Below are 22,807 nucleotides of genomic sequence, written 5' to 3'. Positions count from 1 at the left end.
TCGTGCCGAGTCGAATTGTCGGGGCGGGATTACGGCCAATGCAATCACGGATACATATCGAAACGAATCGCCGGCCGGCTCACGCGCCCGGCAGCGAGGGACGGCGCGCGCTCACCCAGTCGCATTCGCTTTCGTATGCATGCGCGAGCTGGAGCACCGCAAAGTCATCGCGCGGCCGGCCGATCAATTGCATTCCCATCGGCAGGCCCGCCGCATTGAAGCCTACCGGCACACTGACGACCGGGCAGCCGGCCAGTGTCCACGGCACGACGGTTTCCATCCAGCGATGATAGGTGTCCATCCCGCGCCCTGCGATCGTCGTAGGCCAGCGCATGTCGACGTCGAACGGGAAAACCTGCGCGGCCGGCGCGGCGACATAGTCGTAGCGGTCGAAAAATGTCGCGAGCGTCTGATGCCACGCGCTACGCGCGGCGCTCGCCTCGAGGATGTCCGCAGCTCCCAGCTTCAGCAAGCCCTCGACTTCGTAGATCGCCTCCGGCTTGAGCAGCGCGCGCCGCGCCGGCTCGCGGTAATGCATCAGCAGGCTGCCGCCGGCCAGCCAATGGCGGTGCGCGAGCCAGGTTCGCCACAGCCGCTCGGGCGAAAACGGCGGCAGCGCCGCGTCGATCTCGCAGCCGATCGCACGCAGTGCGCCGAAGCTCGCTTCGCACAGCTCGAGCACGCCCGGCTCGGTGGCGAGATAACCGTTCCAGTCGCCGACCCACGCGATGCGTGCGCCACGCAGATCGGCATCGAGCGATTGCGCGAAGCGGCGCGGATCGTCGGTGAGCGACAGCGGATCGCGCCGGTCGTAGCCAGCCTGGATCGCGAGCAACTGCGCGACGTCGGCGACCGTGCGCCCCATCGGCCCTTCGGTGCCGAGTTGCTGGACGAACACGTCGAGTGCCGGCCAGTGCGGCACACGCCCCTGCGAAGGCCGCATGCCATACACGTTGCAGAACGCCGCCGGATTGCGCAGCGATCCGCCGAAGTCGCTGCCGTCGGCGACGGGCAGCATCCGCGCCGCAAGCGCGGCCGCCGCGCCGCCGCTGCTGCCGCCCGCGCTCTTCGTCCAGTCGTAGGGGTTGCGCGTCGCGCCGTAGACTTCGTTGAACGTATGCGAGCCGAGCCCGAACTCCGGCGTGTTGGTCTTGCCGATGAACACCGCGCCCGCTGCGCGCATGCGCGCCGCCACCAGCGCATCGGCCGACGGCATCATCGCGCGGAAGATCGGCGAGCCGAGCGTCGTCACGATCCCCTTGGTCATCAATAGATCCTTCGGCGCCTGCGGCATTCCGTGCAGCCAGCCCTCGTACTCGCCGCGCGCGAGCGCGGCGTCTTTGTGCGCGGCCTCGTCAAGCAGCGCGGCGCGCTCGCGCAACGCGACGATCGCGTTGATCTCGCCATTGACGCGCTCGATGTGATCGAGATACGCGCGCATCGTCTCGACGCACGAAACCTCCTTGCGCCGGATCATATCGGCAAGCCGGTGCGCGGGCATCTCGACGATCGGATCGAGCTGGGCGCCACGCAGTGCATTCGGCTCGGACATGCAGCCCTCCTGTTGATGTAATGGACGGTGGGTTGGACAGCTTGGCGGGCCGTCGCTCCGCCGGACAGCGGCCACGCTCGGCTCGAAGTCGCCTGCCGCCGCGTGGGACGGCGCGGACGTCTGCTTGGCGGACCGCGCGTTATCGGCGCTTCCGCTGTTGGACTGTTCACGCCGCCGACAGTCGCGATTTTGCTCTGACGGCATTACAAGCGCATCGCCCATGGCCACTCGGGCCATGCGTTGTCTGCGCGAGCTTTTTCCCAACTTTCATGCCCCGACCCAACCGTCGATAGCGACCGTCCCGCCGCAGACATCAAAGGCAAACTGGCCACCTCGGCGCGAAGTTCGCCAGCCGCCTGCTCGGAACCATGCAGCCGTATCAGCATTTCAGGATGCCGTCGCCGGCGCCGTTGCGCCGCACGAGAACCGCGCCGTTATGGCGCAACCCATTTCGGCGTGATGATTCCCGACCTCCCGGTGCCACACTCGTTTATGGCATGCGCATCGTTGCTTGGCATGACCGGCATGAAAATCACGGATGCGGCCAACATCGATGGAGTGGGCGGCACCCAGCTTCTGCTTGCGTGCGACCTTCATGGGCCGGCCGGGCGCTTGCCCTGCCCATCTGCGGCGCGCGGGGCGCGGCGCCGCCACTCAGGCCGACGAAAAAACCAGCTCCAAGGTACTCACCGTGCAGGACAGCCCGGCCGTTGCGCCTGACGCAAGCGTGATGTTCCTGCCGCGCACGTTTCGCTGGACGATTACCGATCGCAGCGGCAAACAGCTATTCGAAATCAACACGACGGCGGATACGGCGATGCTCTATGGCCTTGCCTCCGGCTATGCCGGGGGCTATTGCTGGGAAGGCTCATATAACGGCAAGCCCGAGAATGAGCGCGGTTATATCGAGTACATCGACCAGCGGGGATGAAATTCCGTTTGCACGGCAGAATTCGGGCCGCGTTAAAACGGTTTCCGATGATTCGCCGATCATCGGCTTGCGCTCGCCGGACATGAATCGGCGGGCTCTTTGACAACCGAGGCCCCAAAGCGAGGCCGCTTGCCCGTTCTCCGCCGGCGGCAGCGCTGGCGCAGCGCGCAAGCGCCACGCGATTCGCATTCGGTTCGTTCCAGCATAACGGGTTTTGCCGCCGGCTCGACCGGCTCGACCGATACGCCGCTTCGCCTTGCCGGCGCGGAGCCACCGCTGTCGCCCATGCCCTCGCCCGAACGCCCAAAGGCAGCATCGCCTCCTGGTTCAATGGCGCGCAGTGAGCCAATTTCGCGCGAATCATGCGCGGTTGGATCGGCACCGATTATTTATGCGCATAAACTTATATTTTTTATAATTTCAATAACTCTAACGCGAGCGAGACGCCGTTTACGACATTTTTATGCGCCCGTCGATTTTCTTTAGCCCATATCGACAGCAACCGCACTAGCCTACGAGCATCTCGTTACGCAACAGGTTTGATCATGCTCAAACTGCTGGTTCCCATCGGCCACTCGCCTCGCTCGCTGCAGGCCGTGCGGCACGCCGTGTTTCTGTACCGCGAGCGATGTGCATCGGAAGTCGTCTTGGTCAACGTCCAGCCTCCCCTCGAATCCACCCGCCTCGAAGCCTTCCATTCGCTCGCAAAACTCCGCCGGATCGAACATGAGTTTTCGACAAGCGATCTCTCCCAAGCCATTCGCATCCTCAACGACGCGCACGTCAAATACTCGGTCACGATGAAGGTCGGCCCCATCGCCGATACGATCGCTGCCTGCGCGGCCGAAAACGGCTGCGACGAAATCGTCGTCGCCGCGCCGCGCCGCGACCCGCTTCACACCCTCACCCATTTCTTTCGCCGCAGCGTCCTCGATCGCCTGGTGCGCGTGACGACCGTCCCCGTCACCGCCGTGCGCTGACGTTCGCGCCCGTTCGCGCCCGTTCGCGCGCATCCGCTCGCGGCCGGACCGGGCCATTGCCCCTCCCCCCCCGCGCGCGAGCCATGCGCCATACGAAACCGCGCGGCAATGTGCGGCGCATGCCGCCGCACCCGCTCGAGACACGTGCCGCCAATACGACACGACCGCCTGCCGGCATAAGCCGGCAGGCGGTCGAGAAAAACAGGCTGAAATATCGGCTTCCCGATCACACCGGCCGGCAGGCCGGCGCATCGATCAGCCTATGCCGGGTCGCCCCGGCTCCTATGCCGGCGCCGCCTCGCGAAACAGCGAACGAGGCCAGCGCCGTGAAAGGCTACTTCAGGCTTCCCACGCGCTTACCACTGATATCCCGCACCCAACGTCGCACCAGCGCCGCCGCGCGTGCTGGTGGTCACCGAGCCCTTGAACACCCACTTGCCGTTGTCCGTCACGGTCGACACGCCCAGCGCGAAGCCCTGCTGGCCATGCCACGTCGAGCCCGCGACCGCCACCATGCTCTTGCCCGCGCCGGTCGCCTGCGGCAATCCGGCCACCGCCATCGCAGCAGCCACGCCGCTGTACATGTCGCGGCGCGCGCTGTCGATCTGCTGGTTGGTGTACTGGTTGGCCTGGTTCACCGCGCCGCCGACGCTCGCGTTCAACTGGTTGACGTTCACCGCATCCGTGCCGTTGACGCCCGGCGCGACATTGGAGATCGTGCGCTCGTTGCCGACCGAGCCGACCGACACCGTATTCGATGCGCTCGCAACCGAATGCGCACCCAGCGCGACCGAGTTGTTGCCGGATGCCGACGCGCCGTCGCCGATCGCGACGCTGTTCGAGCCGGACGCCACGCTGCCGCTGCCGACCGCCGTCGCTCCTGCGCCGCTCGCCACCGGCGCCGTGTAGTTCGACGGATTGCCCGTCGCCCATTGCTGCACCGGCTGGCCGCCGCCATTCGTGCCACCGTTCGAAATGTTGGCGATCGACTGATTCAGTTGCGAGACGGCCGATTGAAGCTGGCCGAGGTTCACGGCATCCGTCGCCTGCGTGCCCGCCGCAACGTTGGTGATCTGACGCAGCGAGCCTTCGAGGCCAACGGACACTGCGCCCATCGCCGTCGTGAAGCTGCTGCCCGAGATCGGGTCCGTATAGGTGCCGGCCGCGCGGTTCGCGACCGACCCAGCGCCAAGCGCCACGCCGCCCGCCGTCGTAACCGACGCGTTCGCGCCCAACGCGAGCGATTGTCCGCCCGTTGCCTGCGCGCCGCTGCCGAGCGCGACGTCACCCTTGACCGCCGTGTTGCCGCTCACGCCGGCCACCGCGTTCAAGCCCTGCGCGATCGATTCGTCGCCATAGGCGGTTGCCGCCGGTCCCACCGCGACGCTGTCGGTGCCCGCCGCCAACGAATCGGTGCCGGTCGAGTTCGCGTGGAAATATTTGATCCCGCCGCCGTTGACGGCGTTATCCACGGCGCTCGCCACCGCATACAACTGGCTGCCGTTGACGGCATCCGTCGACGTCGGCGAGATGCGGCCCGCCGCGACGTTCGTGATCTGACGCTCCGCACCCTGGGCGCCGACGCTGACGACGCTGGTCGGATTCGCGCCGGCGAAGCCGGACAGCGTGATCTGGCCGCCAGACGCGGTCGTGATCGTCGCGCTGCTGGTGGGGTTGGCTGCCGCGACCGACGAACCGTTGCCGATTGCAACGGAGCCGTCAAGGCCCGAGCCGATCGTCACGTTGTTGCCGAGCACGAATGCGTTGCTCGATTGGATCGTGTTGCCATTGCCGAACGCGCCGGAATTGGCGCCCGACACGACGTTGCCCGTGCCGATGCCGATTGCCTGGCTGCCGCTTGCTTGCGAGCCCGAGCCGATCGCCACCGCGTTGACGCCAGTGGCGCTCGCAAAGCCAGACAGCGCCGACGCACTATTGACGCTCGTTGCGCCGCCGATCGCCACCGCGCCCTGCGCCGTCGCTTGCGCGCCGCCGCCGACCGCGACCGCACCAGGGCCGCCGGCCGTCGAATAAGCGCCGAGCGCGTTCGAATAATAAGAGGACGACTGCGCGCCTTCGCCGAGGGCCACCGTGCCGCTCGCCGTCGCTGCGGCATTCGTGCCGACCGCGGTGGGCGACGAGACATGCAGCGGATCGCTGCTATCGCCTTGCGCCTTCGCGCTCCAACCGATCGCCACTCCGCCGCTGTCTTGAACACCTGCCGCCGAGCCGGTGTCGCGCAGTGCTTGCGCGTTCAGGCCGATCGCGACGCTATACGGCATGTCGGCGATCGCGCTGGTGCCCATCGCGGTCGCGCCGTCGCCGCTCGCGCTGGCATACGCGCCAAACGCCGAGCTGAGGCGGCCGATCGCGCTTGCGTGATCACCGTAAGCCGAGCCGCCCTCGCCGTTCGCATTTGCGTAATTGCCGACGGCCGTGCCATACAGCAGCGAGCCTGCGCTGAAAGCCGGATTGTTGAGCACCCACGGCGCGCCAGGCGCGTACCCGGTATTCGCACCAGGGCCGGCCGACGCGTTATAGCCTGCCGCATAGCTAACCTGTGCGACGGCGTCGGTCGCGATCCAGCCGGTCGCCGCGAAAACCGACAGCGACATCAAGCTCAGCTTCACCCATGAAAAACGCGCTTGGCGGGAAACCGCCGCTTCGCCGCCGGCGCGAGCGATCACCCGATCCGCCGACGCAACCGTTCCTGTCGATCCCTTCGATCCCGAGATTTCAGAAACCGCAACCAATTGGCCTCGCGCCTTATTCCAGACAACGTTGTAGATTTTGTTCACGCAATATCCCCTATTAATCGGATTCGCGCGGGGCGTTATCAGGGTGAATAATCCGATAAAACGATTATCGGACAGTTGCCGGAAACAGAAACTTGCAGCACATCGAGAATGTCAAATCATTTATCGATTTTCGATCTACTGCCCGCAAACCCTGGTCACTCCTCGCAGCCACGGATATTAAGTACTTTCTACCTTTCGATCTTTCAAACACTTTAAAAGAGTGGCCTAACCAACATTGCGGATAACAGCTAAAAAAACAGAGTAGACCAACGAACATTCTTTTAAAAAACTTGAAATAGCGGGCCATTTAATACTCAGGCCGCTATTTTTTACATTGAACGGTAAGCCACCGAACACTCGGCGCCTTTTCAAAACAAAATTTGTCTTTTCAAAAAAGTAAAAATCAGATAATTCCAGGCCCGATTAAACGCAGCGCTTATCCGATCGCTCGCGCCAAGCCTTCGCCCACTGTATTTTTTTTCCAACACACAAAAGCAAACTGCCCGGGAAATTCCCGGGCAGCGGGTCTGCGATTTCAATATCCGCTTAAGAGCGGCGGGCGCGTCATGTCTTCAGCCTTTCGAGCATCTGCCTTTGCGTCTCGATGCAGGCCAAATGCACCGGCCGCGCAGCAGCAAACCGCACGATCGCAAGCCGGTAAAAGTCGAACTCAGATCACCGCCTACGATCGCACGCGGCACCGCCATGGGTGCGACGGCGAATGACGCGATCTTCAGCCTCGCGCTGTCGAGCCCGCAGCCCCACCGGCTACCGGCTGCGGGAATGCTGGTCGGATAGTGCCCGGGCGTGTAGGCGGATGAGGTGATGGAATCCGACGCCATCAGGCCGAGCGCGAGCAAGCAAAATGCCGCGATGACATATACACGGACGCCGCGTGATTCCCCCCGCCAGTGCGCACGACACGAACGACCGGGCGATCATCGGCTTGCCCCCTTCGACGGCAAACGTCGAGACGAGCGAACCCGGCACGCCCGTCCCCGAGCCGATCACCACCGAACCTCATGCGATCGCACGCACATGAATGACGAGCGCCTGCGACAGGTGAAACGTCGTCGTGCGCGAAATACCAATACGCTTGGACAACTCCGGCGCGCTCAATACCAGCTCAAGCGCGGAAAATTCGGACAGGATGCGCTGCCCGCGCTCTAGCTCCAGCATGAGACAGGTCGATGCGTGCGCGGCAGCCCCGCCGTCCGGCGTGTCCGGCGTGTCAAGCGCATTGGGCATGATGCCCGCGGCCTTTCGCGACTTACCCGATACGGTATCGACGGCAGGCTTCGCCGCCGCCGTAGCGATTTTGGCCATGTCGGCAGCAGTGGAAGGAAAGAAATCGAATCACAACGCGATGGCCAGGCGATTTCGCCGCCGCGTGCCGGCAGCCCCTGCCGTGCGGCCACGCGAGCCAAGCGCGCGTCACGCCCTCCGATCAAGCCGCCCGCATCAGCCCTGCGCACACGGGCGCGCCATCGGGCCGCGCCGTCACCCAGCGAAACGTCAGATTAATCCGCTCGCCCAGCACCGCCGGAGCCTTCGGCACCCGATGCCGCCATTCCCGCTGCGTGCGGCCGCGCATCACGAGCAGACTGCCGTCGGTCAGCCGGTACGCGTGCGTGGCGCCTGTCGCGTTGTGCCGCAAATCGAACACGCGCGCGGCGCCCAAGCTCACGGAAGCAATCACCGGCTCCGGGCCGAGTTCGGGCTCGTCGTCGGCGTGCCAGCCCATGCTGTCGAAACCGTTGCGATAGCGATTCAGCAGCACACTGTTGAATCGCGCGCGGCACGCCGCCTCGACCCGGCGCTTGAGTTCGAACACGGCGGGCGTCCACGGCGCCGGCACGTTGCGGATGCCCGAATACACGTACACCGCGTCCGGCTCGCCCTGCCATGCTGTCAGGCGCGGCAGCGGCAACGGGCCGCGCGGAGTACGCATCGTGTCCTGCCGCCACACGGCCTCGTCGACGATGCGCGCACGCAGCCGCCCGGCCTCGGCTGGCGCGAGCCAATCCGGATACCAGTCGACATCGGGTTGAGGCAAATCGTCGAACAAATCGAGCATCGTCGGTCAAAATCTCCGCATCCAGCTATCATCGCGGCATGGCGCTCGCGTCGCTCCATCAGGCGCGCCGCCGTTTCACTGAAATTCTAGCCGCGCGAGCACGGTGCCGACGTAACCGTCCACGCTCCGCCGTTCGCGCGCTCACTTGGACGTTCATCATGGCACGACTCCCCGATTCCGCCCTCGACCAGATCTTTCGCACCGCGCGCACGCACAACGCCTGGCTCGACAAGCCCGTGGACGACGCGTTGCTCCACGAACTGATCGATCTCGTCAAGCTCGGGCCGACGTCGGCAAACGCGAGTCCGGCGCGCTTCGTGTTCGTCAAATCGCCGCAGGCCAAGGCCAAGCTCAAGCCCGCGCTATCCGAGGGCAATCTCGCGAAGACGATGAGCGCGCCCGTCACGGTGATCGTCGGCATGGATCTCGCGTTCCACGATCAGTTGCCGAAACTCTTTCCGCAAGCCGACGCGCGCAGCTGGTTCGCCGGCAACGACGCGCTGATCGAAGCCACCGCATTTCGCAACGCATCGCTGCAAGGCGCGTACCTGATCGTCGCCGCACGCGCGCTCGGCCTCGACTCAGGCCCGATGTCCGGCTTCGATCAGTCGGCTGTCGACGCCGCGTTTTTCGCGGGCACGTCGATCAAGTCGAACTTCCTGATCAATCTTGGCTACGGTGACCCCGCCGGGCTGTTCCCGCGCAATCCGCGCCTGTCGTTCGACGAAATCGCGCGCATCGCATGACGTGACGCCATCGCGGGTGGCGCGCGCGCCACCCGCCCTTTTCCGCCTTTCTCCCCCTCGCCCATGCGACGCTTCTCCTCGTTTCTGCTGCGCTTCATTGCCATCGGCGTGCTGCTGCACGTCTATGTCGGCCTGCGGCTCCTGCCCGACCTCGATTCACCCGTCGCACGCTACGCCGGCGCGTTATGGCTCGTCGCATCGTGTGTGCTGATCCCGCTCGGAATGCTGTCGCGCGTATTCGAGCGCCAGCCGCTCGGCGATCGCGTCGCATGGGTCGGATTGATCGCGATGGGCTTTTTTTCGTCGCTGTTCGTGCTGACGCTCGCGCGCGACGTGCTGCTCGCGTCGCTGCTGAGCATCGACTCGCTCGCGCCCCGCACGGTATCGCTCGCGCACTGGCGCACACTGACGGCCGTCGGCGTGCCGCTTGCCGCGCTCGCGGTCAGCATCGTCGGCTTCTTCAATGCGCGGCGCCGCGCGCGCGTCGTCGACGTCGACGTGCCGATTGGCGATCTGCCCGCCGCCCTCGACGGCTTCACGATCGTCCAGATCAGCGACATCCACGTCGGCCCGACGATCAAGCGCGACTATGTCGAGGCGATCGTCAGCGCGGTCAACCGGCTCAAGCCCGACCTCGTCGCGGTGACGGGCGACATCGTCGACGGCCCGCTCGCGCAGCTCGCCGGCCATGCCGCGCCCCTCGGCGAGCTGCGCGCGCGTCACGGCGCCTACGTCGTGACAGGCAACCACGAGTACTACTCGGGCGCCGACGAATGGATCGCCGAGTTCCGCCGGCTCGGCCTGAACGTGCTGCTCAACGAGCATCGCACGCTGGAGCACGGCGAAGGCCAGCTCGTGATCGCGGGCGTCACCGATTACTCGGCAGGTCACTTCGACCCCGCGCATCGCAGCGATCCCGATGCAGCGCTTGCGGGCGCCCCCGTCGACGTGCGAATCCGCGTGCTGCTCGCGCACCAGCCGCGCAGCGCGAGCGCGGCTGCCGATGCGGGCTTCACGCTGCAGTTGTCAGGCCACACGCACGGCGGCCAGTTTTTCCCGTGGAATCTGTTCGTCAGACTGCAGCAGCCGTTTACCGCCGGGCTCGCGCGCCTGAACGGTTTGTGGGTCTATACGAGCCGGGGCACCGGATACTGGGGGCCGCCCAAGCGGTTCGGCGCACCGTCGGAAATCACACGCGTGCGTCTCGTGCGTCCTGAAGCGGAAGCAGGTTAGATCACCGCCTCGCTCGGGTTGACGCACACGACGAGTCCCCCCTAGAATCCCGGCCATCCATTTTTGTCAGGAACCGTCGTGGACAGTAGCAGCATAAGAAGAAAGTCCGCACGCCGTTTCGCCTGAACGCCCGCCCGCCGCATTGGTCTGCCGCCGCTCGCGTTCAACGGAACGCGGGCGATTTCCGTTTCACACAACCGCACTCGTTCGCACGCTAAAGTGGCGTGCGGCCTTCGCAATACGCGCGATCCCGCGAGGGCGGCTCGCGCGCATCGCGCGCGGCGCATTCAGCACGGCAGAACACCCATGACTCTCGAATTCGCACTTCGTCTTTTCACCGCCTTCGCATGCGGAGTCGCAATCGGCCTCGAACGGCAGATACGCCAGCGCACGGCCGGGCTGCGGACGATCACGCTCGTCGCCAGCGGCGCATGCCTGTTCGTCACGCTCGGCGTGCTGACGGGCAACGGCATTGCCGGCGTCACGCAAATCGCCGCATACGTCGTATCCGGTGTCGGCTTTCTCGGCGGCGGCGTCATCATGCGCGACAAGGGCTCGATCCAGGGTATCAACACCGCGGCGACGCTCTGGTGCTCGGCCGCGGTCGGCGTGCTGTCAGGCGCCGGCCACTATCTGCCGGCGCTCGCCGGCACCGGGGTCGTGCTCGCCACGAACACGCTGCTGCGCGGCGTCAGCCACGCGATCAACGCGACACCCGTATCGAATGCCGATCTCGTGCGCGAATACCAGATCGTCGTGATCTGCGTGGCGGCCGACGAGGTGCACGTGCGCACGCTGTTATCGAACTCGATGTACGCGAAGCCGCTGTCGTTCCAGAGTCTAACGAGCGAGGACGTGCCGCACGAACCGAATGCGCCCGAGCGCATCAAAGTGACGGCCACGCTCAAGCTGCATCCGAAGGATCAACCGAGGCTCGAACAGATCGCGAGCCGGATGAGCATGGAAAAAAGCATTTCGAGCGTAAGCTGGACTGCTAAGGAAGCCGAACCATTGATGGAGTGAACCGCGCGAACGGCCTACCGCGACAAGCGGGCCGCGCGAAACATTCATGCGGGCTGAGCCGCGTAAGCGCTGCACGCTTCGCCTTGGCGCCGCGCCACTAGCCGCCGACGCGGCTCGGTGCGCGCCATGGCGGCATGCCCCGGCCGCGATTGCACGCCGGCGCTCCGGCACTCAGGGCGCGTCCATCAGTCCCATCGAGATCGCCTTGACGACCGCTTGCACCTTGTTCGTCGCGCCGAGCTTATCGAGAATGTTGTTCACATGGAAGTTCACGGTGCGCTCGGAGATGCTGAGGATCTGGCCGATCTCGCACGCCGTCTTGCCTTCGCCCGTCCAGCAGAGTACTTCGCGCTCGCGCTGCGTCAGCGTCACGCACGCCTCGGGCGCGAGCTTGGGCACCAGAAAACGGCTCATCAGCGAATGCGACATATTGGCCAGCCAGTTCGTTTGCAACGTGAGCTGATTGATCTCGGCTTGCGTGAGACGATCCGCGTGCCGCGAAATCGTCAGGAGGCCGAACACACCACGCGGCGCCCAACTCGATTGCGCGACGCCAACCGCGAGCCCGTGCTCGCGCGCGTCACGCCAGAGCGACGTCCCCTCCGAGGCGTCCGCCTCGGGCCAGATGATCATGTTCGGGCTGAGCACGCCATCGCGCACGGTCGAGTCGACCTCGAGATAATTCATCTCTTGATACCGCTCCATCCAGCCATCCGGATAGGTATCGAAGATCGCAACGGCGGGCTTCGAGATCGGCAGCGGCACGCGTATGCCGTAGCAACAATATTCGAAGCCGAGCCGCATCGAATACGCGGCGATCTGCTGAAAGAGCTCCTGCTCGTTCTTCGCAGCGCTGAGTTGAAGATAGGCATCCTGCCAACGCAGTTCCATATGATCTCCGGCTGTTTCACGCTGTCATACTTGCTAGGTTTCAGCACGCGCGCCGGCTGATACATTGCGGCATGAATTCACCTTTGCTCCACCGCTTTCGCGGCCCATCCACCGACGGCTACGTGCGTTTGCCCATGCAAGCGCTCGCCGTGCTCGAACTCGTCCATGTGTCGTCCGGGCTCGATTCCGAATTGCTCGCCGAGTTGCGCACGAGTGCGATCAACGCACGCGTTGCCGGCTACACCGAATGGGAGCGCCCACCATCCGCCGGCGCCGCGCATCTGACGTTCGGCTGGGATTGGTACATCGATAGCGCCACCCACGCGTTCGTCATCGCATGGGGCGACGTACGCAGCAACGTAATGGGCATCGACCAAAACGGCCTGGACATCGGCATGGCGTTCACGGCAGCCGAGCTGTCGCGCCGGCTCGCCCAGCTCAATTGGCAAACCGTTGTCGCCGCGGCAATACGCGACTACAGCGGCCGCGAAAGCTTCTGGCCTCACGCGGGGCAAATGCTGCAATGATCGGTCCGGCTGCTGCGCAGTCCGTATTGTCCAATATTCCTTGAACATAGTGGATTGGCAAGCGATTTATCAATTTTCCGCTGGCAAATCACCAAAAAGTCCCCGTCCCCATATTCCTTCCCCGTTGTCCCGACCCTGTTAGGGTTAACAGTTACTTGTCCTCGGAGCGCGCGATGTAATGCGCCCAATCCAAAGCACACGCAACGAGGACGACAGCATGCAAACTTTCGTTCATGGCGACGGGCATCTGCCTAACAGTCTGGCGAATGATCTGGGCATTTATCGGCACCGCGTTTTCGTCGAACAACTCGGCTGGAAACTGCCATCGGCCGGCGAAGGCTTCGAGCGCGACCAGTACGACCGGGACGATACCGTCTACGTGATTGCCCGCGATGACGCCGGCGCCATCTGCGGCTGTGCGCGGCTATTGCCGACCACACGCCCCTATCTGCTGAAAGAACTGTTCCCAAACCTGGTCGCCGAAGATCTCCCGATGCCGCAATCCGCCGCCGTCTGGGAATTGTCGCGCTTCGCGGCAAATGGCGACGATCCGTCCGGCGCGGGCAATTCGAGCTGGATGGTGCGGCCGATGTTGGCAGCTGTCGTGGAATGCGCTGTCCGGCTCGGCGCCAAGCAGCTCATCGGCGTGACGTTTCTGAGCATGGAGCGGCTGTTCCGCCGCATCGGCGTTCACGCTCACCGGGCCGGCCCCGCGCAACAGATCGACGGGCGCATGGTCGTCGCGTGCTGGATCGATCTGGACAGCCAGACGCTCGCCGCGCTCGACCTTGCTCCCACGCTGACGCCACTACTTACGACGCAGCAGGCCGAAATGGCCTGAGCCCACCGGCCGGCACGCATCAGTACCAGTCCGGTTGGTTATTCGCTCATTTCAAGGAGAACGACATATCGTGGACCACTCATCGGTCTTTCGCACGATGCTGCCCACGCTCGACAACGGCGCGACCCCGCACATCACCATCGCCTACCCACCGTTTGCCAGCCGCCTGCCACTCGTGCGGCTTGGCCGGCATGGGCTTGTCTTCCGTGCGCACGGCACAATGCCACCTGTCTTCGGCGTGCCGCGTTCGGCCACGCTCTATCTGGACGAGGTGCCGCTTTGCACGCTGCGGCTCGTGGTACGCCAGAGCGCGCCGCGCGATGATGGCACGCACGATCTGACGATGCAGCCATCGACCGCGAACGGCGACGCTTTGCTCTGGCACGCATTGCACGCGCACTGCCGGGACGCCGGCATACTCTCCCAGCAGGATGGCGCGGCGCTGGCCACTCCGAGCGATGCCGCGTCACGCGAAGCATCCCCGGCCTCAGCCACACTTCCCGATGCCCGCCCGACACGCCGTGCGGCCTTTCGTCTCGCGGATCGCGGCGACGCACGCTTTTTCGCCGACTGGCTCGAATATCACTTCGACGAGTTGCGCGCGCTCGCGCAGGGCCACTCGCCGGGCTTGCACCTGAATGAGCTTGAACATCGACAGACCGGCGACGAGGTGAACGTACGCTTCGTCTATGATATCGACGGCCATGCCGACCGCCAGACGCTCACGGACTGCGCGCGGCGCACGTGCGACTGGATCGCCGCCGAAGTCCGGCGCCGCTTCGATCTGCCGATCGCCGAGCAACGCTTCGGCGCGCGCCAGCCTCGCCACCCGTCGGCCTATTCGTTTTCGTCGAAGTAATAGTGACCGAATTTGAGCTGTTTAGTGCGGATATAACGCTCATTTTCCTCGCGCACCGGCACCGCGAGCGCGACGCGTTCGCAAACCGGGATACCGTGTGCCGCGAGGGTGTCGAATTTCTTCGGATTGTTGCTCATCAGCCGGACTGACGTGACCTTCAGAATGCGCAGGATCGCGGCTGCGGAATCGTACTCGCGCGCGTCGTCCGGCAAGCCGAGATCGAGATTCGCCTCAACGGTATCTCGCCCCTGCTCCTGCAGCGCATACGCGCGAATCTTGTTGCTCAAACCAATTCCACGCCCTTCGTGCCCGCGCAGGTACAACAACACGCCGCGCCCTTCAGCCGCGATATAGCGCAACGCAAGATCAAGCTGCTCGCCGCAGTCGCACCGGTATGAACCGAATACATCGCCCGTCAGGCATTCGGAATGGAGCCGCGTCAGCACCGGCGATTGCCCGGTGACATCGCCCGCCACCAACGCCAAATGCTCGGCCTCGCTGCCGGCAACACGAAACGCGTAGGACGTAAACGTGCCGTAGCGGGTTGGGAGCATCGCGGTTGCGACAAGCGTCACGCACTCGGAGGCGGCGCCGTCGTCCGGCTGCGTCGAAAAGGGACACGAAGACATCTTGGAATGCATCGAATAAAGAAATTAAGGAATGTACTGGATAGCGGGCGAACAAAGTTTACCGCTAATCTAACAACAGAATGTCGTGTTAGCCGCTCGAGCAGGCCTATACTGAATTCTTCCTCGGCGCCAAGCCGGCGCCGCTTTCTGTGCACCGCCCAGCCAACGGAGACCGCGTATGAGCATCACCGTCGCACAGATTCTCAAATCCAAGCCCGATTCCGGCCACACGATCCATTCGGTCAAAAGGTCCGATTCCGTCTATGACGCAATCAAACTGATGGCGGAAAAAGGCATCGGCGCGTTGCTCGTGATGGAAGGCGCGAAGATCGTCGGCATCGTGACAGAACGGGACTATGCACGCAAAGTCGTTCTTCTGGACCGGTCGTCCAAAGCAACGCACGTCGAGGAAATCATGACGTCGAGGGTGCGCTATGTCGAACCGACGCAAACGAGCGACGAATGCATGGCGCTGATGACGGAACATCGTATCCGCCATCTGCCGGTTCTCGACGATGGCCATCTTGTGGGCTTCATATCGATCGGGGATCTTGTGAAAAGCGTGATCGCCGACCAGCAATTCACGATCAATCAACTCGAGCATTACATCCACGGCACGCCGCACGCCGCCACGCACTTGCAATAAGCGCGGCCCCACTGTCGCCAAAAAATGCCCAAACGCTTCACGTTTGGGCAAAGCCGCCGGGATGCGGCGACGGAGGTTCGGTTCCCGCATCGCGGGCCTCGCGCAGCCTGCGCGGCCCTGCCGCTTATCGAATCGGTTTTTGCGCGCGGCGCGCCAACAGCACGCGTCCGGGTCGGCCGGACGCGCCACGTTCAATGCCCAAAGTAGATCGAATTGAGGGACGAAGCCGGCTTCGCCACGCGGCGGCCGGATTCGGCTACGCCAACCGGCTGCACGCCGTAGCCGCTCGTGTCGGCATGCGTGAGCGTTTGCTGCGCCGGCTGCGCCGGCTGCGCGCGGCGCGTCGCCGCCTGGACGTTTGCCGGGTATTGGGAATCGCTGACTTCAGGCTTATAGCCGTTTTGCTCGAGTTGCACCAATTCCGAGCGCACCTGCTCGCGGGTCAGCGATTGCTGATCGGCTTGCGCGAAAGAAGCGAGCGGCGCGGCGAGAATGGAAACGGCTACGGCTGCGTGGACGAACGATTTCATAGTGCTGACCTCCGAAATGTTTTATTAGCGTCGCGTCGAACTCATCCGTCGTGTCCGAAGCGATTGATTTCAGTCTAGTCAGCAGGCCATCAAGGGAAAATACCTAGTTCGAACATACACCGTTGCAAGGATGGAAAAAATCGCGAGCCTTGGTCAGTCGACAAAAAGCAAAAAGCATCGTATCGGCAACAATAGTCGGATGTATGCGAAGCCATAGCTGCCCGTTCTGTCACTTTATTGTATATTTGTAAAGTCACGTTTTCCGCAACCTTATTCTCCCAATCATGCGCGCGCAGGCCATCTCCGCCTTCACAACATGCTGCCCATGCGGCGTGCGCGTGATCACGGCCGCCAGCGCGATGCTCCCGCTTCTTCGAAGCATGCTTGCCGCACCGCTCGCCGACGCCCGGCGCCTGATCTGACGTCACCCTCCGCCGGAGCCGCGTCAGCCAGGCTCCGGGCGATTCCACACACAGGTTGGCCTCGCCGCCTTTCCCTTATCGCCTATCGGAGACGGTCATGAAAAAACGCATTTACCAGCTTACCGAACTCGACGTCGCACGCCTGGAAAGGCATGCGGAACGCAATCCGCATTATCAGGCGATGCTCGACACGCTGCTCGAGCGCGCGGATATCGTCGAATCGCCGAAAATTCGCGCCAATGTCGTCACGATGAATTCGCAAGTCAGCTTGATCGACAAGACATCCGGGCAGCAGATGATCTGGACGATCGTTTATCCAGACGCGGCGGACTTCGCCCAAGGCCACCTGAACGTGTTTTCGCCGGTCGGCATCGCGCTGCTCGGCGCACGCCGGGGTGAGCACGTGACAGTCGCGTCGCCCGACGGCGGCACTGCGGTACTGACGATCGATGAGATTCTGTACCAGCCGGAAGCGAGCGGCGATTACACGCACTGACCGGCGATCGCCAGCCCAACAAAAAAGCGAGGATGCTGGCAGGCAACCCTCGCTTTTTTGCTTTCGCCCTGTGCTTGCATGCGCGCATCACGCATAAAAAAAGGCGCCCGAAGGCGCCTTTTCGAGACTGGACAAGCCAGCCGTCACGCTTAGAAGCGGTGACGCAGACCAATCGTCGCTGCGGTTTGGTTGATCGACGTGCTTGCCGGCGTCGTCGGATCGCCATTCCAGATCGATGCGCCGCCAGCGTTCTTCGACGCACGCTGGTACACAGCTTGTGCGTACACGTCGGTACGCTTCGACAGCGCGTAGTCGGCTTGCAGGCCGAACTGATTCCAGTGTGCGCTGTCGCCGTTCAGCTTCGCGTTCGTGTACGTGTAAGCAGCACCCAGACCCAAAGCCGGCGTCAGGTTGTACTTCAGGTTCGCTTCGTAGTTGTCTGCACGCAGCGTACCAGCGCCGTTTGCACGGTCGTCAAGACGCGATTGCGTCCAGAGCAGGCCGCCTTGCAGCGGGCCGTAAGCGTAGCTCGCGCCAGCACCGTAGACGCGCGAACGACCTTGCGAGGCGTAAGCCGAGTTGTCGATTGCGCCGATCACGCTGCTGTTAGCACCGTTAACCGGCTGACCAGCGTTGTTCGCTTGCGAATACGAACCGCCGATACGCAGGCCTTGGTACTGATACGAGAAACCGCCGCTATACGCACGGTTGTTCGCGAACTGCGAGCTGTTCGAGAACGAGTACGTGCCGCCGAATTGCAGGCCGGCGTAGTTCGCGCTCGTGAACTTGATCGTGTTGTTCACAGCGTAGCCGCCGTTCGTGTTCAGGTTGTCGTTGTTGAGCGGGTGCGCGAAATACGTGCCGCCCCAGGTGCCCGTTGCCGACAGCGGAGCCAGGTAGTCATACGTCGAGTCGAACTGGCGACCCAGCGTGACCGTGCCGTAGTTGCTCGACAGGCCGACGAACGCTTGACGGTTGAACATGCCGCCGTTGTTCTGGAACTTGCCGTTACCGATGTTGAAGCCGCTCTCCAACGTGAAGATCGCCTTCAGGCCGCCGCCGAGGTCTTCCGAACCACGCAGGCCGAAGCGGCTTTGGTCGATGCCGCTACCAACCGACCACAGCGACTTGCCGCTGCCCGACGGCGTAGCGACGTTGCTTTGGTACGTGACGCCCGCGTCGAGCACACCGTACAGCGTGACGCTGCTTTGAGCGTGTGCGACAGTGGCGAACGATGCAGCGACTGCTGCAACAATCAGAGTCTTTTTCATGCGTGAAGCTCCCTTTACAAAAAAGGTCAGACCTTGCGGCCTCGTTTGTTAAACGGTCCACAACCGCCCGGAAGCGCCACGTCGGCTTTGTGAAACATCCACATGGCCGCGCCCGGATGGTTGCCCGTTCTGGAACCGAGAGTTTAGGGGTGCACCCTAGGGTCGCCATTCGCACAAGGCGAAATAAGCTTTTCCAGAACTAGAAATAATAGAAATGCCGCCTCCTTATAAGCTTTTGTTTTATATAAACTTTTTGGGTTATTGACGGCACTTTTTTGGTGGGGTCACTTCGGCCATTACTTTGTGTCAGCGTCTCGACGGTTGCATAGAAACAACAAGTCCATCTGCCTGAAAACGCCCGAAAACGCCACGACCGGCAATTTTTACTGAATTTTACACCCACATCGTCGCTCAACCGAAAGCTTGTATGCGGAGAAATGCCCCCGAACATCGGACTTTCCGCCGTCGCCCATCGAGAATTTCTATCGAACATCCCTATTCGATGCAGTGTTGTTGGCTATCCGACCATGCGCCGGTCTAAGCTTCGGGAACCGGCTGTACCCATTCTCCCCACCAAGTACTCGAGGCCACTGCCATGCCCACCCTGTTCGACCCGCTGACCATCGGCGACCTGACGCTCCCGAATCGCATCATCATGGCTCCGCTCACGCGCGCCCGCGCAGGCGGCACGCGCACTCCCAACGCACTGATGGCCCGCTACTATGCGGAGCGCGCATCAGCGGGGCTCATCATCAGCGAGGCGACGTCGGTCACGCCGCAAGGCGTCGGTTACGCGAATACGCCCGGCATCTGGTCGCCCGAGCAAGTCGCGGGCTGGCGGCTCGTCACCGATGCCGTGCACGAAGCGGGTGGCCGCATTTTCCTGCAGCTTTGGCATGTGGGCCGCGTATCAGACCCAATTTTCCTCGACGGCGCATTACCCGTCGCGCCGAGCGCGCTCGCGCCAGAAGGCCATGTCAGCCTAGTTCGCCCGGAGCGGGCCTATACGACGCCGCGCCCGCTCGAGCTTGCCGAGATTCCCAACGTCGTCGCAGCATTCCGGCGCGGCGCCGAGAATGCGCGTGCGGCAGGCTTCGACGGCGTCGAAGTGCATGGTGCGAACGGCTACCTGCTCGACCAGTTTCTCCAGGACAGCTCGAACCGGCGTACTGACGCATACGGCGGCCCAATCGAGAACCGCGCGCGGCTGCTGCTCGAAGCAGTCGATGCGGCGATCGACGTCTGGGGCGCGGGGCGCGTGGGCGTGCATCTCGCGCCCCGCGGCGACGCCCATACGATGGGCGACTCGAACCCCGCCGCAACGTTCGGCTACGTCGCCCGCGAACTCGGCCGGCGCAAGATCGCTTTTCTGTTCGCGCGCGAATCGGCCGGCGACGATTCGCTCGGCCCGCAATTGAAGGAAGCGTTCGGCGGCCCGTTCATTGCAAACGAGCGATTCACGCTCGACAGCGCGCAGGCGGCGCTCGCAGCCGGACGCGCCGACGCGGTCGCATGGGGCAAGCTGTTCATCGCGAATCCGGATCTGCCGCGCCGCTTTGAATTGAATGCGCCGCTCAACAGAGCGGACGCCGCGACCTTCTATTCGGACGGCGAAACGGGCTATACCGACTATCCAGTGCTTGAAGGCGCTGCCTGATGCCGGCCCGCGCATGGTTGAGCCGATGCGCCTTCCCTATCTATTCTCTATCTAGATAGACACGCGCCGGCCGCCGGCTAACGCCGCCCAACGCCGAGCGTGCGGCTCATGAACACGCGCTGCGATTCGTCGAGCCCATGCGCGACGTGCGCCGCGCGCACCGCAACGAGCGCGGCGTCGAGCGCGTGGCCGTCGAGATCGACGAAGCCGAGACGCCGGTAGTACGGTGCATTCCACGGCACGTGCCTGAACGTCGACAGCACCACCTGCGCGGCGCCAGCCTCCCGGGCACGCGTCACGACGGCGTCGATCAATGCAACGCCGATCCGCCGGCCGGCGTGCTCGGGCGCCACGTCCAGTTCCTCCAGATAAAGACGCGCGGCATCGAGCATCCGATAGATTGCGAAACCGGCGATCCGCCCGCCGTCCAGCGCGACAAGCGCACAACCTTCGCCGATCCGTGCGCGCAAATCGGCAAGATCGGTCGGCGGGCTCGACGCGATGTGCGGCATGCCGATGTCGTTGAAACGTTGCGCGGCAGCGGATTCGAGGTCGGCCATCGTCGACGCTTCGTCGGCGCGCGCAGCGCGGATCAGAATTGGGGTTCTGGTTCGGGGCGGTATCGAGCGGGCTTCGAGATCGTGTCCGGTCACGGTGAGAACTGAAAAAGAACGCGGGGCTTCGTATCGGCGTCAATATAATCGACTTTCCGCCTCAAAATATCGTTGCACGATGCAACCGGAGAATTCGACGTGCCATTGTCCAGCCTTGCTATCTTCGCCGCCGCGTTATTGATCGCGGCGGGCTCGCCCGGCCCCAGCATCGCCGCGCTGGTCGCGCGCGTGCTGACCAACGGATTGCGCGATATTCTGCCGTTTCTCGCAGCGATGTGGCTGGGTGAGGTCATCTGGCTCACCTGCGCGGTAGCCGGGCTTGTGGCGCTCGCGCATGCGTTCGCACTCGGATTTCTTGCGCTGAAATTCGCCGGCATCGCTTATCTGATGTCTCTCGCGTGGAAGATGTGGTTCGCGCCGGCAGACGCGCCGTCCGACGTGTTGCCGAGCGCAAGCTCGCCATTGCGCATGTTTCTGACCGGCTTTGCGATCACGATGGGCAACCCGAAAATCATGGTGTTCTATGTCGCGCTGCTGCCGACGATGGTCGACATATCGCATGTCGGCGTTGTTGCGTGGTTCGAGTTGACGCTGACGCTGCTCGCCGTGCTGATCACCGTCGATTTCGCATGGGCGCTGCTTGCCACCCGCGCGCGCAGGCTATTGACGAGCCGTCGCGCGGTCAAGGCAGCCAACCGCGCAAGCGCGGCTGCCATGGCCGGTGCGGCGATCGCCATCGCGGCACGCTGAAGAAACAGGCCGCCAACGCATTCGCGGCCGCCCGCCTCCGCCCGCGATTTGCGCCGGTCACAACCACATAGCGCGCAGTTCGCTTCGATGCGCTGCCGTTTGCGCCGACGTTCAGTTGATAAAGGCGCGCCGTCTCCCGGCCATCGGCTTTCGGACGGTTGAAATATTCGCAACGCTGCTAGGCAGCAGCGCGGTAAACGCATGAGCCGCATTCAGTTCGACGGCATCGAAGGTGATCGATGCGCGCTGAGGATGCGCCGGCGTCGAAAAGACGGCGTCCGCCTCAGAGTCAAATAACCTTGCGGTCAATGAAACTGGCGCTCGATTGTACAAGGCGGCCGCGCGGCATGTTCTTATCGTCACCCATGAAAGCCTGCCGCGAATATCGCATGGGAATTTTTCGAAGTTAATCGCCCCTTGCAGTCGTGGCCTCATCGATATATTTTTTAATGAATCCCAAGACACACAAGCTCACTTTCATTTCTCACACATAAACCGCCACAATTTCACATCCAACACTCCCAATTTTTATCGAACTTACTCAATGCAGCATTAAGTAAACCGACCGATTCGCACGCGAAGATTCGCGCTCACGCTCTTTCCGATACACCCGCGCGCGACCAAAATATTGAAACAACCGCTACGAAAGCAAACCAAATTAATTACATAAATATTCAAAGCCCCGTTATCTCATCAATGAAAAATATCATTCATTCAAAACACCATCATGAACAAAGCCCCCACATCAAAGTGGACAATTTTCTTTATTTCCGCATTGACAGCCGGCGCGGCCTCCATTGCCCATGCGGATACAGGAAGCATTACATGGAACAATAGAACGCCCCATTCCTATAGCATAAAAATTGCCAGCCATAGCCAATGCGTGATGGCACCCGATACAACGTCCCATGACGTTAACAGAGGAGGGCATCAGACATACACATTCAATATAAACAGAAATGCTTGCAGCGACAACGTCTGGATTGTATTTAATTACATCCAGATAGTATCATCAAATAAAATCATCTCGGGCACAGTCAAATATCGCGAGACTCTGGACAGGGAATATAATTTGATGGCTAGAGTCAGCCCCTCCATCAATTATCCCAGCCGCGTCAAGCCTGACGGTTTTAGAGCCTCATGCGGCCCGCTTGCCCTGCCCTGCGGCCAGCGATCGGTCAAAGTAGGAAAAACCCTGGTAAGTATTAACGTCGTCACTCTCGCTGCGCTTGAGGCGACCGTATCCGCCACCGCACCTATCTTTCGTTAGCATTGCCCGAAATGCCAACCGCCTGGGGAAATGTTCATGCTCGGCCACTCATGCGAGCCGTCTC

At 62.9% G+C, this 22,807-nt stretch carries 20 protein-coding genes and 3 pseudogenes; 13 read left to right on the top strand and 10 right to left on the bottom strand.

All coding sequences use genetic code 11. The features are described 5' to 3' along the window. Positions 1-79: 79 nt before the first annotated feature. The gene (locus WS68_RS23115; RefSeq protein WP_059572966.1) at positions 80-1,552 is read right to left on the bottom strand and encodes an amidase; all 1,473 of its coding nucleotides are present in this window, start codon (positions 1,550-1,552) and stop codon (positions 80-82) included. A gap of 538 nt (positions 1,553-2,090) precedes the next feature. On the opposite strand from WS68_RS23115, the gene WS68_RS23110 reads away from it, so the two are divergent. Both WS68_RS23110 and WS68_RS23105 read left to right on the top strand, forming a co-directional pair. Further along, a complete protein-coding gene (locus WS68_RS23110) occupies positions 2,091-2,483 on the top strand; it encodes a DUF6670 family protein (RefSeq protein ID WP_156429627.1) in 393 nt (130 codons plus the stop codon). A 545-nt stretch (positions 2,484-3,028) separates the two neighbouring features. Then, the gene (locus WS68_RS23105; RefSeq protein ID WP_059572964.1) at positions 3,029-3,463 is read left to right on the top strand and encodes a universal stress protein; all 435 of its coding nucleotides are present in this window, start codon (positions 3,029-3,031) and stop codon (positions 3,461-3,463) included. A 356-nt stretch (positions 3,464-3,819) separates the two neighbouring features. On the opposite strand, the gene WS68_RS23100 is transcribed toward WS68_RS23105, so the two are convergent. The 4 genes and pseudogenes from WS68_RS23100 to WS68_RS23085 all read right to left on the bottom strand — a co-directional run bounded on the left by WS68_RS23100 (position 3,820) and on the right by WS68_RS23085 (position 8,338). Next, positions 3,820-6,261, bottom strand: coding sequence for a YadA-like family protein (locus WS68_RS23100; protein ID WP_082710230.1), 2,442 nt, complete (start codon positions 6,259-6,261; stop codon positions 3,820-3,822). A 564-nt stretch (positions 6,262-6,825) separates the two neighbouring features. Further along, a pseudogene (locus WS68_RS29425) lies at positions 6,826-7,272 on the bottom strand (MFS transporter); the annotation flags it as partial. A gap of 36 nt (positions 7,273-7,308) precedes the next feature. Then, positions 7,309-7,587, bottom strand: a pseudogene (locus WS68_RS29100) (IclR family transcriptional regulator); the annotation flags it as partial. Between the two features lie 121 nt (positions 7,588-7,708). Further along, positions 7,709-8,338 (bottom strand): alpha-ketoglutarate-dependent dioxygenase AlkB family protein, encoded by a 630-nt coding sequence (locus tag WS68_RS23085; RefSeq protein ID WP_059572961.1) that lies wholly within the window; start codon positions 8,336-8,338, stop codon positions 7,709-7,711. 158 nt (positions 8,339-8,496) lie between these two features. Here WS68_RS23085 and WS68_RS23080 point away from each other — a divergent pair, with 158 nt between their 5' ends. The 3 genes from WS68_RS23080 (at position 8,497) to WS68_RS23070 (ending at position 11,340) form a co-directional block, all read left to right on the top strand. Then, a complete protein-coding gene (locus tag WS68_RS23080) occupies positions 8,497-9,084 on the top strand; it encodes a malonic semialdehyde reductase (protein ID WP_059572960.1) in 588 nt (195 codons plus the stop codon). Between the two features lie 63 nt (positions 9,085-9,147). After that, positions 9,148-10,317, top strand: coding sequence for a metallophosphoesterase (locus tag WS68_RS23075; RefSeq protein ID WP_059572959.1), 1,170 nt, complete (start codon positions 9,148-9,150; stop codon positions 10,315-10,317). A 306-nt stretch (positions 10,318-10,623) separates the two neighbouring features. After that, positions 10,624-11,340, top strand: a complete 717-nt coding sequence (locus tag WS68_RS23070) for an MgtC/SapB family protein (RefSeq protein ID WP_059572958.1) — start codon at positions 10,624-10,626, stop codon at positions 11,338-11,340. 171 nt (positions 11,341-11,511) lie between these two features. Here the strand turns inward: WS68_RS23070 and WS68_RS23065 are convergent, their stop codons facing one another. Next, the gene (locus WS68_RS23065) at positions 11,512-12,231 is read right to left on the bottom strand and encodes an autoinducer binding domain-containing protein (RefSeq protein WP_059572957.1); all 720 of its coding nucleotides are present in this window, start codon (positions 12,229-12,231) and stop codon (positions 11,512-11,514) included. Positions 12,232-12,302: 71 nt separating this feature from the next. Here WS68_RS23065 and WS68_RS23060 point away from each other — a divergent pair, with 71 nt between their 5' ends. The 3 genes and pseudogenes from WS68_RS23060 (at position 12,303) to WS68_RS23050 (ending at position 14,474) form a co-directional block, all read left to right on the top strand. Beyond that, positions 12,303-12,758, top strand: a complete 456-nt coding sequence (locus WS68_RS23060; RefSeq protein ID WP_059572956.1) for a DUF4902 domain-containing protein — start codon at positions 12,303-12,305, stop codon at positions 12,756-12,758. Between the two features lie 217 nt (positions 12,759-12,975). After that, complete coding sequence (locus tag WS68_RS23055) at positions 12,976-13,599, top strand: acyl-homoserine-lactone synthase (protein WP_059572955.1); 624 nt, start codon at positions 12,976-12,978, stop codon at positions 13,597-13,599. A 97-nt stretch (positions 13,600-13,696) separates the two neighbouring features. Continuing rightward, a pseudogene (locus WS68_RS23050) lies at positions 13,697-14,474 on the top strand (hydroxymethylglutaryl-coenzyme A reductase). Here the strand turns inward: WS68_RS23050 and ribA are convergent. Further along, the gene (gene ribA / locus WS68_RS23045; protein ID WP_173678661.1) at positions 14,437-15,099 is read right to left on the bottom strand and encodes a GTP cyclohydrolase II; all 663 of its coding nucleotides are present in this window, start codon (positions 15,097-15,099) and stop codon (positions 14,437-14,439) included. The pseudogene WS68_RS23050 and the gene ribA overlap by 38 nt on opposite strands. A gap of 166 nt (positions 15,100-15,265) precedes the next feature. Here ribA and WS68_RS23040 point away from each other — a divergent pair, with 166 nt between their 5' ends. Then, positions 15,266-15,733 (top strand): CBS domain-containing protein, encoded by a 468-nt coding sequence (locus tag WS68_RS23040; RefSeq protein WP_059572953.1) that lies wholly within the window; start codon positions 15,266-15,268, stop codon positions 15,731-15,733. Between the two features lie 191 nt (positions 15,734-15,924). On the opposite strand, the gene WS68_RS23035 is transcribed toward WS68_RS23040, so the two are convergent. Beyond that, positions 15,925-16,263, bottom strand: coding sequence for a DUF4148 domain-containing protein (locus tag WS68_RS23035; protein ID WP_059572952.1), 339 nt, complete (start codon positions 16,261-16,263; stop codon positions 15,925-15,927). 519 nt (positions 16,264-16,782) lie between these two features. Here WS68_RS23035 and WS68_RS23030 point away from each other — a divergent pair. Further along, positions 16,783-17,181, top strand: a complete 399-nt coding sequence (locus WS68_RS23030; protein WP_059572951.1) for a GreA/GreB family elongation factor — start codon at positions 16,783-16,785, stop codon at positions 17,179-17,181. 149 nt (positions 17,182-17,330) lie between these two features. On the opposite strand, the gene WS68_RS23025 is transcribed toward WS68_RS23030, so the two are convergent. Then, positions 17,331-18,452: a porin gene (locus tag WS68_RS23025; RefSeq protein WP_059572950.1), complete on the bottom strand. Its 1,122-nt coding sequence runs from the start codon at positions 18,450-18,452 to the stop codon at positions 17,331-17,333. 595 nt (positions 18,453-19,047) lie between these two features. Between WS68_RS23025 and WS68_RS23020 the strand changes: the two genes are divergently transcribed. Continuing rightward, entirely contained in the window at positions 19,048-20,109 is a 1,062-nt protein-coding gene (locus tag WS68_RS23020) for an alkene reductase (protein WP_059572949.1), read from the top strand. 77 nt (positions 20,110-20,186) lie between these two features. On the opposite strand, the gene WS68_RS23015 is transcribed toward WS68_RS23020, so the two are convergent. Beyond that, a complete protein-coding gene (locus WS68_RS23015; RefSeq protein ID WP_059572948.1) occupies positions 20,187-20,669 on the bottom strand; it encodes a GNAT family N-acetyltransferase in 483 nt (160 codons plus the stop codon). A gap of 192 nt (positions 20,670-20,861) precedes the next feature. Between WS68_RS23015 and WS68_RS23010 the strand changes: the two genes are divergently transcribed. Both WS68_RS23010 and WS68_RS27995 read left to right on the top strand, forming a co-directional pair. Continuing rightward, positions 20,862-21,473 (top strand): LysE family translocator, encoded by a 612-nt coding sequence (locus WS68_RS23010; protein ID WP_059573144.1) that lies wholly within the window; start codon positions 20,862-20,864, stop codon positions 21,471-21,473. Between the two features lie 727 nt (positions 21,474-22,200). Further along, positions 22,201-22,743: a hypothetical protein gene (locus WS68_RS27995; protein WP_156429625.1), complete on the top strand. Its 543-nt coding sequence runs from the start codon at positions 22,201-22,203 to the stop codon at positions 22,741-22,743. Positions 22,744-22,807: the final 64 nt, after the last annotated feature.

Origin of the sequence: Burkholderia sp. TSV86 (genome assembly GCF_001522865.1) — a bacterium.
Lineage (GTDB): Bacteria > Pseudomonadota > Gammaproteobacteria > Burkholderiales > Burkholderiaceae > Burkholderia.
The sequence above is the reverse complement of the archived record's forward strand: the minus strand, read 5'-3'. Positions and strand labels throughout refer to the sequence as shown.